Origin of the sequence: Agreia sp. PsM10 (genome assembly GCF_030433855.1) — a bacterium.
Taxonomy (GTDB): Bacteria; Actinomycetota; Actinomycetes; order Actinomycetales; family Microbacteriaceae; genus Agreia.
The window spans coordinates 62,877-75,956 of sequence record NZ_JARUXC010000004.1 but is presented as its reverse complement, the minus strand read 5'-3'; the positions used below and the strand labels follow the sequence as shown (position 1 = coordinate 75,956).

13 protein-coding genes are annotated in these 13,080 nt (G+C 68.1%); 2 read left to right on the top strand and 11 right to left on the bottom strand.

Annotated features, from left to right (window positions below; genetic code table 11):
* Position 1: 1 nt before the first annotated feature.
* From QCD70_RS06400 to QCD70_RS06390, 3 genes are all read right to left on the bottom strand, one after another.
* The gene (locus QCD70_RS06400; RefSeq protein ID WP_301214318.1) at positions 2–1,594 is read right to left on the bottom strand and encodes a Na+/H+ antiporter; all 1,593 of its coding nucleotides are present in this window, start codon (positions 1,592–1,594) and stop codon (positions 2–4) included.
* Positions 1,595–1,690: 96 nt separating this feature from the next.
* The gene (locus QCD70_RS06395) at positions 1,691–2,047 is read right to left on the bottom strand and encodes a UBP-type zinc finger domain-containing protein (RefSeq protein ID WP_301214317.1); all 357 of its coding nucleotides are present in this window, start codon (positions 2,045–2,047) and stop codon (positions 1,691–1,693) included.
* Between the two features lie 139 nt (positions 2,048–2,186).
* Entirely contained in the window at positions 2,187–2,732 is a 546-nt protein-coding gene (locus QCD70_RS06390) for a thioesterase family protein (RefSeq protein ID WP_301214316.1), read from the bottom strand.
* Positions 2,733–2,772: 40 nt separating this feature from the next.
* Between QCD70_RS06390 and QCD70_RS06385 the strand changes: the two genes are divergently transcribed.
* A complete protein-coding gene (locus QCD70_RS06385; RefSeq protein WP_301214315.1) occupies positions 2,773–3,789 on the top strand; it encodes an SDR family NAD(P)-dependent oxidoreductase in 1,017 nt (338 codons plus the stop codon).
* Here the strand turns inward: QCD70_RS06385 and QCD70_RS06380 are convergent.
* From QCD70_RS06380 to QCD70_RS06345, 8 genes are all read right to left on the bottom strand, one after another.
* Complete coding sequence (locus tag QCD70_RS06380; protein ID WP_301214314.1) at positions 3,769–4,578, bottom strand: ABC transporter ATP-binding protein; 810 nt, start codon at positions 4,576–4,578, stop codon at positions 3,769–3,771. The genes QCD70_RS06385 and QCD70_RS06380 overlap by 21 nt on opposite strands.
* A 3-nt stretch (positions 4,579–4,581) precedes the next feature.
* On the bottom strand, positions 4,582–5,613 hold the full coding sequence (locus QCD70_RS06375; protein ID WP_301214313.1) for a FecCD family ABC transporter permease: 1,032 nt from the start codon (positions 5,611–5,613) through the stop codon (positions 4,582–4,584).
* Positions 5,610–6,674, bottom strand: coding sequence for a FecCD family ABC transporter permease (locus QCD70_RS06370; RefSeq protein ID WP_301214312.1), 1,065 nt, complete (start codon positions 6,672–6,674; stop codon positions 5,610–5,612). The genes QCD70_RS06375 and QCD70_RS06370 overlap by 4 nt, the downstream gene beginning before the upstream one ends.
* Positions 6,675–6,678: 4 nt before the next feature.
* The gene (locus QCD70_RS06365; RefSeq protein WP_301214311.1) at positions 6,679–7,740 is read right to left on the bottom strand and encodes an iron-siderophore ABC transporter substrate-binding protein; all 1,062 of its coding nucleotides are present in this window, start codon (positions 7,738–7,740) and stop codon (positions 6,679–6,681) included.
* A gap of 102 nt (positions 7,741–7,842) precedes the next feature.
* On the bottom strand, positions 7,843–8,430 hold the full coding sequence (locus QCD70_RS06360; RefSeq protein WP_301214310.1) for a hypothetical protein: 588 nt from the start codon (positions 8,428–8,430) through the stop codon (positions 7,843–7,845).
* Positions 8,431–8,462: 32 nt separating this feature from the next.
* Complete coding sequence (locus QCD70_RS06355) at positions 8,463–9,104, bottom strand: DUF6226 family protein (RefSeq protein WP_301214309.1); 642 nt, start codon at positions 9,102–9,104, stop codon at positions 8,463–8,465.
* The gene (locus tag QCD70_RS06350; protein WP_301214308.1) at positions 9,101–10,183 is read right to left on the bottom strand and encodes an enoyl-CoA hydratase/isomerase family protein; all 1,083 of its coding nucleotides are present in this window, start codon (positions 10,181–10,183) and stop codon (positions 9,101–9,103) included. The genes QCD70_RS06355 and QCD70_RS06350 overlap by 4 nt, the downstream gene beginning before the upstream one ends.
* Positions 10,180–11,937, bottom strand: a complete 1,758-nt coding sequence (locus QCD70_RS06345) for an AMP-binding protein (RefSeq protein ID WP_301214307.1) — start codon at positions 11,935–11,937, stop codon at positions 10,180–10,182. Before QCD70_RS06345 ends, QCD70_RS06350 begins: the two co-directional genes overlap by 4 nt.
* Before the next feature lie 97 nt (positions 11,938–12,034).
* On the opposite strand from QCD70_RS06345, the gene QCD70_RS06340 reads away from it, so the two are divergent.
* Entirely contained in the window at positions 12,035–13,000 is a 966-nt protein-coding gene (locus QCD70_RS06340) for an acetylxylan esterase (protein ID WP_301214306.1), read from the top strand.
* Positions 13,001–13,080: the final 80 nt, after the last annotated feature.

The window sequence follows — 13,080 nt, the reverse complement described above, 5'->3', positions numbered from 1 at the left end:
CTCAGGTGAGGTTCGAGCCCGGCTTCGGCGGCTTGTGCATGTCGAGCGCGGACTCCTCCGCGTCGATGAACGCCAGCGTCGTCTTCACCGCCCGCTCCTGGTAGCGACCCTCCGCCCGGGCGTCGAGCACCGCCTGCCGCTCGGCCTGCACCATCAGCCGGCGCAGCCTGTTGTACGACGCGGGCCGCGTCTCGCGATCTCCCTCGGGCGGGTTCTCGAGCGCCTCGGCGAGAAAGCGCGCGTTCGTGCGCAGCCTCTCGACGACGCCCGGCTCGACGCCGTCGAGCTCCTGCTGCTCGAGCAGGTCGAGCCCCGCGGTCTGCGCCTCGACCATGAGCCGCTGCGTCTCTCCGCGCTCCTGCTCGACGTCGGGCGGAGGGAGGCGAAGTCGGCGGATGAGCCAGGGCAGCCCCAGCCCCTCGACCAGCGTGCCCGCCACGACGACGAACGCGAGGAACTGCAGGAACTCCCTGTTCGGCGTCTCCTCCGGCAGCAGGAACACGGCCGCCAGCGTGACCACACCCCGGATGCCCGCGAACGACACCGCGATCCCGGTGCGCCAGCTCCATCCCCGGCCGCGCAACCACTGGGGGCCGAACCGATAGACCGAGGTGGTGATGAGCATCCAGACCACGCGCGACACGAGAAGTGCGAGCAGGATGATGGCCGAGATGCCCACCGTGGGCCAGAATCCGGGGCCCGAGTCGACGACGCCGTCGAAGATCTCGGCCAGCGCGAGGCCCATGAGCAGGAAGACGGCGTTCTCGAGCAGGAACTGGATGGTGCGCCAGTTGATCGATTCGGCGATGCGCGCCTCGGCCGTCTGGATGACCGGCGAGCGGTAGCCGAGGAACAGTCCGGCCACGACGACGGCCAGCACGCCGGAACCGTGGAACAGCTGCGCGGGGATGAACGCGAGATACGGCGTGACCAGCGACAGGCTCGTATCGAGCACGGGGGCGCGCAGCTGCTGCCGGATCTTGGCCAGCACCCATCCCACACCGAGACCCACGGCCACGCCCACCACGACGGCGACCACGAAATCGAAGGCCACCATCCACGGATTGATGATGCTGACCATCGCCAGCACCGCCGCGTTGAGGGCGACCAGGGCGGTGGCATCATTCAGCAGGCTCTCGCCCTCGAGCACGGTCACGAGTCGCCGTGGCAGACCGAGCCGACCGGCGACGGCGGTGACGGCCACGGCATCGGTCGGCGCGACCACGGCGCCGAACGCGAACGCCGCCGCGAGCGTGATCGCCGGGATGATCAGCCAGGCCGTGAACCCGACGACGACCACCGTGAAGGCGACGAGGCCGACAGACAGAAGCAGGATGCCGTCGCGCCGGGCGCGCACGTCGACGAACGACGTGCGGATGGCCGCCGCGAAGAGCAGCGGGGGCAGCAGTCCGTAGAGGATGAGGTCGGGCTCGATCTCGAGGTGTGGCACACCGGGGATGAACGAGGCCACGGCGCCGACGAGCACCAGCGACACGGGGGCAGACCAGCCGATGCGCCGGGTCAGGCCGCTGACGGTGACGGTGACCACCACGAACGAGACGATCCAGATGATCGTGACGACGGAGTCTTCCATCGCGCCCTCCCTCTTTGCCGTTGCCTGAGCCTGTCGAAGGGAATCCTCCAAACCGGTCCCCTTCGACAGGCTCAGGGAACGAGGAGACCAACTCCCCTACTGGTTCAACAATTCCTGCCAGTTCGCCGGCACACGCCCGGCGGGCCCGGGAACGGGCTGGTCGAGGGGATGACTGTCGGGATCGGCGAGCTTCGGCGCCCCGTCGTAGTACTCGTTGGTCTCGAAGCTCCAGACCCAGTCCTCCCCGGGCTCGAAGCTCTGGATGATCGGGTGCCCCGTGTCAGCGCCGTGCTTCGAGGCGTGCTGGTTGGGCGAGCTGTCGCAGCATCCGATGTGGCCGCACTGGGCGCAGCGACGCAGGTGGAACCACCACTGGTCGTCGGTCTCGAGGCACTCCACACATCCGGTGCCGCTGGGCGGCGCAGACGGGTCGATCCCTGGAATCGTGCTCATTGTTCTCCCCTGACGAAGCGGATGCGATGTGCCACCCAGACTAGTCGCGCGGGGCTCGCAGCTGACTGTCCCTGCCGCGGACAGTAGGTACCGGCGCACCGGGGACTACTGACCGCAGCGGTACCTCTCACCCCGCGCGTCACCACTTGCTCGGGGCGGGAGCCTTCGTGGCGGGGAGCGCCGTGGTCTGGCCCCACTCGTGCAGCCATTCCGGAACCGTGACCTCCGCAGGGATCGGGCCCACGGCATCCAGAAGCTCGTGCATCGGAACCACGCCACCGCTGCGCTTCAGGAACCGGCCGCGGATGAACGCCTGCGCGCAGATCTCGCCGTCGACGGTGAAGCGCTGCTCCACATAGACGGCCTTGTCGTCGAAGCCGAGCACGCGCGACTCCACATCGAAGCGCTGCCACAGGGTGAGCGACTTGCGAAAGCTGATGGTCTCGGCGACGACCACCGGGTACCAGCCGCGGCCGTTGACGATCGCCCAGATGCCGCTGCGCACGAGCATGTCGAGCCTGCCCAGGTCGAGGATCGACAGGTAGACGCCGTTGTTCATATGCCTGAAGAGGTCGAGGTCGCTGGGCAGCACGCGAAACGGGGTGGATGCGACGTCGAACGTTCCGACGCGACGCCTCGTTCGGGCGCGCCACTGGTACCAGACCGTGCGGAAGAAGAGGTGCATCCCCCGAATCTAGCCCCCGAAACAGGCATACGCTTGACCAATGACAACGACTCCCCAGCACGCGCTTCCCTCCGGATTCACCGACCGATCGACGGCGAGCGATGTGCTGGCGGGCATCGACCTCACCGGCAAGACGGCCGTCGTCACGGGCGGCTACTCGGGGCTCGGCATCGAGACGGTCGCTGCGCTGTCGGATGCCGGTGCGCAGGTGGTCGTTCCGGCCCGCCGCCCCGACGTGGCCCGGCAGACCCTCGAGGAGCGCGGTCTTATGGGCGTGGCCGTCGACAGCCTCGACCTGTCTGATCTGGCCAGCGTGCGTTCCTTCGCCGAGCGCTACCTCGCCTCGGGGCAGGGCCTCGACATCCTCATCAACAACGCGGCGATCATGGCCTCGCCCGAGGCGCGGGTGGGCGACGGCTGGGAGTCGCAGTTCGCCACCAACCACCTGGGCCATTACGTGCTCACCAACCTGCTGTGGCCCGCCCTCGTCTCAGGCGGAGGAGCCCGCGTCGTGGCGCTCTCGTCATTCGGCCACAAGCTCAGCCCGATGCGCTTCGACGACCCGCAGTTCACGTCGGGCTATGACAAGTGGCAGGCGTACGGCCAGGCGAAGACGGCCGACAGCCTGTTCGCCGTGCAGCTGGATGCGCTGGGGGCGCCGTTCGGCGTCAGGGCCTTCGCGGCGCATCCGGGCGGCATCATGACGGAGCTGCAGCGGCACCTGCCCCGCGAGGAGATGATCGCCTCGGGCTGGATCACCGAGGACGGCACCGTGAACGAGCGCTTCAAGACTCCCGCCCAGGGCGCGGCCACCTCGACGTGGGCCGCGACGTCACCGCAGCTCGAGGGAATGGGCGGCGTCTACTGCGAGGACTGCGACATCGCCGAGCCCACCGTCGCCGGCAGCCCGACGGCCCGCTTCGCGGGGGTGGATGCCCACGCCATCGACCGCGACGACGCCGCCCGGCTGTGGACACTGTCGGCCGAGCTCACCGGGGTGAACGCGTTCGCCGAGGCAGCGAAGGAATCGCAGCCTTCACCGGTGGTGGCGCCCTAGCGGCACGACGGTGGGTGACCCCGTGACAGCGTCAGGAAGCACAAGTGCGTCGAGCTCGAAGACGTCGCGCATGAGCTGCGGGGTCACGACCTCGCCCGGTGCACCCTCGGCCACGACGCGGCCATCGCGCATCGCGATCATATGGTCGGCATAGCGCGACGCGAGGTTCAGGTCGTGCAGCACCATCACCACCGTGGTGCCGGAGGCGTTCACATCGACGAGCAGGTCGAGCACCTCGATCTGGTGGGTTATATCGAGGTACGTCGTCGGTTCGTCGAGCAGGAGCAGATCGGTGCGCTGGGCGAGCGCCATCGCGATCCACGCGCGCTGCCGCTGCCCGCCCGACAGTTCGTCGACGCTGCGATCGGCCAGATCGCGTACGCCGGTCGCCTCCATCGCCGACTCGACGATGTCGTCGTCGTCATCGGTCCACTTTCGGAACCAGCCCTGATGCGGGTAGCGACCCCGCCCCACCAGGTCGGCGACGCTGATGCCGTCGGGCGCCTGCGGCGTCTGAGGAAGGAGGCTCAGGAGGGTCGCGACGTCACGGGTCGCCATGCTGTGGATGTCGCGTCCGTCGAGCAGCACCTGGCCGGCGCCGGGAGCGAGCAGCCGGGAAAGCCCGCGCAGCAGGGTCGATTTGCCGCAGGCGTTCGGTCCGACGATCGCCGTGATCCGGGCATCCGGGATCTCGACGGTGAGCCCGTCGATGATCGGCCGGTCTCGATAGCCCAGCGAGAGTTCGGATGCCGCAAGGGAATGCGGCGGCGTTGTTCGGTCTGCGGTCATCGGTCAGCCTTCGGAGCGGGTTCTGCCACGGACGAGCAGCCAAATGAGGAAGGGTGCACCCACCAGCCCGGTGACCACCCCCGTAGGAAACGTGAGGGAGGGCCAAGCGAACTGGGCGACGAGGTCGGAGGCGAGGAGAACGACCGCCCCCACGAACCCGGACAGGACGATGCCGGCGCCGCCTCGCCCCAGCATCCGGCGCGCGATCTGTCCGGATGCCAGCGCCACGAATGCCACCGGTCCGGAGATGGATACGGCGACGGCGGTCAGGGCGACGGCACAGACGATGACCGCCAGACGGGTGCGTTCGATGGGCACACCGAGACCTGCCGCCGTGTCGTCACCGAGTTCGAGCACAGAGAGAGCACGGCGGAGAACGGCGACCAGCGCCATGATGACAGCGGCGCTCACGCCGACCGGGATCAAGGCGTCCCAACTCGAATTGTTGAGACTGCCCGTGACCCACACCAGGCCCAGCTGGGCATCACGGATGTCGCTGCGACTCAGCACAAAGGACACGATTCCGGCGCAGATGGCCGCGATGCCGATGCCGACCAGAACAAGACGATAGACACTCAACCCGTCTCGCCACGCGAGCAGGTACATCACTGCGGCGGCGAGAAGCGACCCCAGCACGACGGTGAGCGCGAGGCCGTAACCACTCAGCCCGAACGACACGATGCCGAGAACCCCTACGACGCTGGCACTCGCCGTGACCCCGATGATGTCGGGACTCGCGAGCGGATTGCGAAGCGTCGCCTGAAAGAGAGCTCCAGCCATACCGAGGCATCCGCCGACGACGACCGCAGTAAGCAGGCGGGGCAGACGAAGCTCACCGATCACGAAGCCGGTCATCCGGTCGCCCTGACCCACGAGCGCGCCGACCACCTCGGCGGGCGTGAGAGATGCCTTGCCGAGAAGCAGAGACAGAGCACCCAGCGCGACCACGAGCATCCCGAGGCCCACGACCATCAGAACCGAGCGCCGTCGTCGAGCACGCCGGATCGTCGACGAGCTGAGCAGATCGCGGGTCACAGGCTGGGCAGCTTTCGACGACGCACGAGCGCGATGAAGAACGGGGCACCGATGAAGGCGGTCACTATGCCCACCTCGAGTTCGCCCGGCATGGCGACGATGCGACCGATCACGTCGCAGAAGAGAAGCATCACGGGCCCGATGATGACCGAGAGGAGCAGTACCCGACGGTAGTCGGATCCGACGATGGCACGCGCCAGATGCGGAACCGCCAGTCCGACGAATGCGATCGGACCCGCGGCCGCGGTCGCCGATCCGCACAGCAGCACGATCGCGACCGCGCCGAGAATACGGGTGAGATGCACGCGCTGGCCGAGCCCCCTCGCCACATCGTCGCCGAGCGCGAGCCCGTTGAGCTGCCTGCCCAGGAGCAGCGCGAGAATCGCTCCCGCCACGAAGCCGGGCAGCATCTGCCAGAACACGTCGTATCCTCGGCCGGCGATGGCCCCCACCTGCCAGAAGCGCACCGAGTTCAGCACCTGTGTGCTCGTCAGCATCACGGCCGTGATGATCGACCCGAACGCGGCCGACACCGCCGAGCCGACGAGTGCCAGCTTGACGGGTGTCGCCCCCTCACGACCGATCGACGAGACGGAATAGACGAGCACCGTGGCCACTGCGGCACCGGCGAATGCGAACCAGACGTAACCGCTCAACGAGGTCACTCCGGCGACCGCGATGCCCAGCACCACAAAAAGGGATGCGCCGAAGTTCACTCCGAGGATGCCCGGGTCGGCGATGGGGTTGCGCGTGAGTCCCTGGGCGGCGGCGCCGGCGAGGCCGAGTGCGGCACCGACGGCGAGGCCGATCAGCGTGCGCGGGAGTCGTTTCTCGACCACGACGAGGTGCTCGGTGTTGCTCGGATCGAACTGCGCGAAGGCGTCCCACACGGTGCCGGGTGATATGCCGGATGCCCCCACCATGATGCTCGCGAGGCTGGCCGCCACGAGCGCCACGAGCCCGACGCACAACACGACCGTGAGGTGCGCACGGCGATGTTCACGACGCCGGCCGGTCTTCCGGACGGCGTCGTGAACAGCGGTCACCTGCGTGGCGGGCACTGAATCAGTTGACGTTCTCCGCGGCGGCAGCAAGCTGCGGCACGTACTGGTCGAGCATCCACGGAATCGACACGACTGTCGGGGCGCTGCTCGCCATCACGAAGGACTCACCCACCACGGGAGCGAAACGCCCCTCTTGAATGGCGGGCATGGCGGCGACGAGCGGGTCGGCGAGGAAGGTGTCGACGGAAGCCTGATTGTCGAAGTAGCCGACGATCAGGTCGGCGTCGATCTTGCTCAGATTCTCGTAGCTCAACTGGTAGAAGTACGTTCCTGCACTCGGATCGGCGTCGAGGTCCTCGACGTTCGGACTCACGGCCATGCCGAGCTGGGTGAGCAGGTCGACCCGGGGGTCGCTCGAGCGGAAGATGTTGAGCTTGTCGGCCTCGAGGGCCGACACATAGATGAAGCTCTTGTCGGCCAGCACCGGGTTCGCGGATGCGAGTTCGGCGATCTGCGAGTCGACATCGGTCAGCAGGGTCTCGGCCTCGGCCGTCTTGCCGAGCGCCGTCGCCACGGTGGTGAGCTGGTCCTGCCACGGCAGCGACCAGGGCTTGTCTGGGTACGCGACGACCGGAGCGATCTTGCTCAGCGTGTCGTAGTCCTCCTGGGTCAGGCCCGAGTACGGGGCGAGGATCACATCGGGGTCGGCCTCGACGAACTCCTCGAACGGAACCTCGCCGGTGTCTCCCCCGCTGAGCAGCTGGGGAGTCTCGCCTCCGAGCTCCTCGATCTTCTCAGCGTCCCACGGAAGAACGCCGTCGGCGTTGCCGCCGTAGACGTTCTTGGGCATGGCGACGGGTACGATTCCCAGCGCCAGCACCGCATCCTGGGTCGACCAGCCCCATGTGGCGATCCGCTCGGGAGCCTCGTCGAGGGTCACCGAGCCCAAAGCGCTCTCTATCGTCACGGGGAACGAGCCGTCGGAGGCGCCCGCATCTGTCGTCGAAGCGGTATCCGTGGCGGAGGTCGAGCATCCGGTGAGCACCACCGCACCGACCAGCAGGGTCGCGAGCACGGCACTGCCGCGAACGCGGGAAGGACGGGAGAGCAAGGGGACGCGCATAAAACTCCTTAGACAGTCGAGCCTCACGGGCGGCTCGCTAGTGGAGTAAGGCTATCCTAACTTTGCGAAGAGGAATTGTCGGTGATGGTTCAACGGCGACAATCAGCGCCACGGCACCCAGAACCCGATCGCGCACAGCAGCCGCGTCTCGTCGTCTGCCCCTGCCGGCGGCTCGATCGCGGGAGGGAAGACGCCGAAGCTGCGCCACTCGTCTGCGTGAGGAACGACCCACTCGTTCAACCCGTCGATGAGTTCGGGCGAGAGATGGAAAGGGATGCCGAGATGCTTGGCGATCATCCACGCCTGGGTCGCCCGATACATGGCGAGGTGCGAGAGCCCCTCGTCGGCCGGGTAGTCGCCGTACTGAAAACGGAACGTCGACTCGAAGTCGACGCCGGCCTTCACACGCTCCGTCGCCGCGTCATTCAGCGCGTCGTACGAGGCGATGGGGTCGTCGCCGAGCAGGTCTTTCTCGCGCAGCTCATCGCCGTCGGCGATGGACCTGCCGGCGAGAACTCCGGGGATCCAGGCCTCGTCGTATGCGTGCGACTTCAGGAGGTCGAGGACGGTGGGGTTCTCGAAAGACGACCATGATGCGGGAACGGGCTTGTCGAAGTCGCCCGGCTGCACTCGATCGATGACGCTGCGAAGGGCGGCGTCTGACAGGAGAAAGAAGGTATCGGCTCTCATAGCCGCAGTGTAGGCATCGCGTCCGACAGCCGCTAGACCTCGCGACGGTGCCACGCGCCCCATCGGCCGGACGGTGGCAGGATCCGACGCGCCGCCTCCACCCGCTCGGTGGCCAGATCGCCGATGCTCCGGCGGCCGGACTGCATCCCGGTGTCGTTCTCCAGCGTGTATTCGAACGACCCCTCCGCCTCGGCGTCGAGCAGCTCGGAGAATCCGCCAGCAACGACGGTCCTCACCATCCACTCGAGTTGGTCGACGAGCCACAGCACATCGTCGTCGCACGCGTCGCAGCCACAGACGGGAAAGGCCGCGTCGAACAGCGCACCGAGGTGAAGCGCGACGCCAGGGAACGGCGTGAGAATGAAGGTCAGCGGGGCGGCGAGGGCATCGCGGGGTGTGATCCGAACAGCCGACTCGACGTCGTCGATGTGCCAGCCGACATCGGCTGCGACCGTCTCATCGCGGTCGACCGTGACATCGAACGTCGCGATGAGCCAGTCGATGAGCGCGCCGGCAACGGTGTGAAGCGGCGAGAATCGATCGAGATCCCCCGTGCGCGAGTAGGCGCCTTCCGGGGGTCCCTCACCTCGCCACCGTGAACCGTAGGGGATCGGCGCACCCGTCTCGTCGAGGTACGTCGTCTCCGGCAGCGCGGGCCTCTGGTACCCGATCATGTCGCGGCCGCAGCCTGCGGAAACGGGTCTCCCCCGGCATCCGTCGCCTCGAAGAACGACGCGACGACCGAGGGCGACACCTCGTCGAAGGCCGCCGGCGCCCACCGCGGGGTGCGGTCCTTGTCGATGACCTGCGCGCGCACTCCCTCGCGGAAGTCGGGGTGCGCCAGGGCGTTCGCCATGATCCGGAGCTCCTGGTCGAAGCAGGCCTCGAGGGTGGGCAGCTCGCGAGCGCGACGCAGCGACTCGAGAGTCACCGCCACCGCCGTCGGCGACTTCGTTCTGATGAGCTCAGCGGTCTCCGCCGCCGCCGACTCGGGTGTCGCCGCCAGGGCATCCAGAATCTCGCCGACGGTGTCGTGCGCGAAGGCCGGCTCGATCCACGACGCGTCAGACATCAGATCGCCGGATGCGCGGGCGCCCCGCGGCGGCTCGGCGCGCAGGGCGGCCACGGCCTCGTCGGCGGGCAGCTCTTCGAGCGACGCGACGAAGGAGGGAAGAAGGTCGAGGGGCACGAATGCGTCCGCGAGTCCCAGTTCGATCGCGTCGGCGGCCGAGGCGGTGCGCGCGGTGAGGGCGAGGTAGGTGCCCAGCTCTCGGGGAGCGCGACTCAGTAGCCAGCTGCCGCCGACATCCGGTGTGAGTCCGATGCTGACCTCGGGCATGCCGAGCGCCGAGTCGTCGGTGACAACCCGGTGAGAGGCGTGGCCCGAGAGACCGATGCCGCCGCCCAGCACGAATCCGTTCATGATGGCGACGAACGGCTTCGGGTAGCGGGCGATCAGGTTGTCGACCCGGTACTCGTCGCGCAGAAAGCCGACGGCCGCCGCCACGTCGTCGCCTGCAACGCGAGAGTGCAGCTGGGTCACGTCTCCGCCCGCGCAGAGACCGCGGGTGCCGTTACCCGTGAGCAGAACGGTGCTGATCGACTCGTCGAGGGCCCACTCGTCGAGAGTCTCTCCGATCGCGATGACCATCTCGTGCGTCAACGCGTTGATCGCCCGCGGCCGATTGAGCGTGATGTGCGCGAGCCGACCACGAACCTCGAAGAGAACGTCGTCGGCAGCACCAACTGTCACGAGGCCGCCCCGCCCGTGTTGCCCACGGCCTTCAGCTCGGGGAACTGGTCGTCGCGCCACTCCATCGCGACGACGACGCCCTCCGCAACCCGCTCCTCGCGCTCGCGCAGCTCGACCCGGCGGATCTTGCCCGAGATCGTCTTCGGCAGCTCGAAGAACTCGATGCGGCGCACCCGCTGGAACGGGGCCAGCCGCTCGCGCGCGAATCGCAGAATCTCCTTCGCCGTCGCATCCGTCGGCTCGAAGCCGGCCGCGAGCACGACGTAGGCCTTCGGAACGGCGAGCCGCACGGCATCCGGAGCCGGCACGATGGCCGCCTCGACCACGGCCGGGTGCTCGATGAGCACGCTCTCGAGCTCGAACGGGCTGATCTTGTAGTCGGATGCCTTGAACACGTCGTCGGTTCGGCCCACGTAGGTGAGATACCCGGCGGCGTCGCGCGTGGCCACGTCGCCCGTGTGGAAGTAGCCGTCGTGCTCGCTCTCGGCGTTCTTCGCGCGGTCGCCCACGTAGCCCGTCATGAGGTTCACCGGCCGCGAGCGCACATCGACGCAGATCTCGCCCTCGTTCGCCTCGAGGCCTGTCACGGGGTCGACGAGCACGATCGGGCAGCCCGGAAGAGGCCTGCCCATCGATCCGTCTTTGATGTCGGAGCCGGGGGTGTTGGCCACGACGGCCGTCATCTCGGTCTGGCCGTAGCCGTCGCGAATGGTGAGGCCCCAGTGCTCTCGCACGCGAGAGATCACCTCGGGGTTCAAGGGCTCGCCCGCCGAGATCGCCTCCCGCAGGTCTCCCGCGCCGGCGCTCAGATCGGTCTGGATGAGCATGCGCCACACCGTGGGCGGCGCGCAGAACGAGGTGACCTTCTCGTCGCGGATGCGGTCGAGAAGCGCCACCGCATCGAAGCGCGCGTAGTTGTAGACGAAGATCGTGGCCTCGGCGATCCACGGCGCGAAGAAGCAGCTCCACGCGTGCTTCGCCCAGCCCGGCGAACTGATCGCCAGGTGCACGTCGCCCGGTCGCAACCCGAGCCAGTACATGGTCGACAGGTGCCCCACCGGGTACGACACATGGCTGTGCTCGACCAGCTTCGGGCGGCTCGTCGTGCCCGAGGTGAAGTACAGGAGCAGGGTGTCGCTCGACGCGTTGCCGGGGTGCGGCAGGGGGCCCTGCTTCAGGTCGGTCGGGTCGGTCGGGTCGCCCGCGAACGCGTCGTCGAAGGTCAGCCAATCGGATGCCGCTGGCGCGTCCGCCGCTCCGCCCACCCGGATGCGCGTGTACTCCCCCGGCACGGCATCGAACTTGGCGGCGTCGGCGGCATCCACGATCACGTGACGCACCGCGCCGCGCTCGACGCGGTCGATGAGATCGGCCGGGCCCATCGCCGTGGTCGTCGGCAGGATGACGGCGCCGAGCTTCATGATGGCGAGCATCGCCTCCCAGAGCTCCACCTGATTTCCCAGCATGAGCATCACGGTGTCGCCCTTCGCGACGCCCCGGGCGCTGAGCCAGTGGCCGAGCCGATCGGAGCGGGTGGCCAGCTCGTCGAAGGTGCGGGTGGTGCGGCGCCCGTCCTCCTCGACGATCACCAGGGCTTCGGCGTCGTTGCCCCTGGCGATCTCGTCGAACCAGTCGATGGCCCAGTTGAAGCGGGTGCCGACATCCGGCCACACGAAGTCTCGGCGGGCGGTGTCGTAGTCGTCGCGCAGCGCGACCAGCTGGTCGCGGGCCGCGCGGAAAACCTCAGTCGTCATTATTCGACTGTATGCCGCAGAAGGTGGGGCCGAACTACTCGATCAGCGCGTGGATCAGTAAAGTTCGACGCAGTCGTCACTCGCACAAAGGAGTTCCATGCTGATCGAATCCGACCTCGACGCCGTTCGCCGCCACGAGATCGCGGGCGATGAGCCCGCCGACTTCGATGCGTACTGGCAGGCGACCCTGGCCGCAGCGGCCGAGGCTCCCCTCGACGTTCGCATCGAGCGCGTCGAGAGTGTGCTCAGCATCGTCGACGTCTTCGACGTGACGTTCCGAGGGGCCGACGGAACCGACGTGAAGGCGTGGCTCCGTGTTCCCTCCGGGGCGACAGAGCCGCTGCCGACCGTCGTCACCTATGTCGGCTACGGCGGTGGGCGTGGAAAGGCCGAGGAGTCGCTGACCTGGGTCGCATCCGGCTTCGCACATCTGCACATGGACACGCGCGGCCAGGGCGCGTCGTGGAGCACGGGCGACACACCGGATGCCGGCACGGGCGGCCCGCAGATTCCCGGGGTCATGACCAAGGGCATCCAGAACCGCGACGACTACTACTACCGCCGACTGTTCGTCGATGCGGTGCGCGCCGTCGACGCGGCGAAGCAGCTGCCCCAGGTCGATGCCTCGCGCATCGCGGTGGCCGGCGGAAGCCAGGGCGGCGGTCTCGCGCTGGCCGTGGCCGGGCTGCGCGACGATCTCGCCGCGGTGGTGGCGTTCGTGCCGTTCCTCTGCGACTTCGGTCGGGCCACGCTGATCACCGACTCGTATCCGTACCACGAGATCGTCGACTACATGCGGATCCATCGCGACCAGGCGGCATCCGTCTACGAGGTGCTCGGCAGCTTCGACGCCGTGTTCCACGCGCGTCGTGCGACGGCGCCGGCGCATTTCTCGGTCGCGCTGATGGATGCCACGTGCCCGGCTTCCACGGTCTACGCCGCGTTCAACGCGTACGGCGGCCCGAAGGAGATCACCGAGTGGGCGTTCAACGGGCACGAGGGCGGCGGAATCGAAGACGAGACGCAGGCGGTCGCGTTCCTGAAGAAGAACCTCGCCGCTTAGGAATCTGATCGTCGAGCCGGCCCTTCGACAGGCTCAGGGAACGGGAGTCCGTTCGCCGAGCCCGTCGAGACGCCGCTAGC

Bases quoted from the DNA above. Each gene is read 5' to 3' on its own strand.
- QCD70_RS06395 (WP_301214317.1), bottom strand. From the start codon at position 2,047: ATGAGCACGATTCCAGGGATCGACCCGTCTGCGCCGCCCAGCGGCACC.
- QCD70_RS06385 (WP_301214315.1), top strand. From the start codon at position 2,773: ATGACAACGACTCCCCAGCACGCGCTTCCCTCCGGATTCACCGACCGA.
- QCD70_RS06390 (WP_301214316.1), bottom strand. From the start codon at position 2,732: ATGCACCTCTTCTTCCGCACGGTCTGGTACCAGTGGCGCGCCCGAACG.
- QCD70_RS06380 (WP_301214314.1), bottom strand. From the start codon at position 4,578: ATGACCGCAGACCGAACAACGCCGCCGCATTCCCTTGCGGCATCCGAA.
- QCD70_RS06365 (WP_301214311.1), bottom strand. From the start codon at position 7,740: ATGCGCGTCCCCTTGCTCTCCCGTCCTTCCCGCGTTCGCGGCAGTGCC.
- QCD70_RS06400 (WP_301214318.1), bottom strand. From the start codon at position 1,594: ATGGAAGACTCCGTCGTCACGATCATCTGGATCGTCTCGTTCGTGGTG.
- QCD70_RS06360 (WP_301214310.1), bottom strand. From the start codon at position 8,430: ATGAGAGCCGATACCTTCTTTCTCCTGTCAGACGCCGCCCTTCGCAGC.
- QCD70_RS06340 (WP_301214306.1), top strand. From the start codon at position 12,035: ATGCTGATCGAATCCGACCTCGACGCCGTTCGCCGCCACGAGATCGCG.
- QCD70_RS06345 (WP_301214307.1), bottom strand. From the start codon at position 11,937: ATGACGACTGAGGTTTTCCGCGCGGCCCGCGACCAGCTGGTCGCGCTG.
- QCD70_RS06355 (WP_301214309.1), bottom strand. From the start codon at position 9,104: ATGATCGGGTACCAGAGGCCCGCGCTGCCGGAGACGACGTACCTCGAC.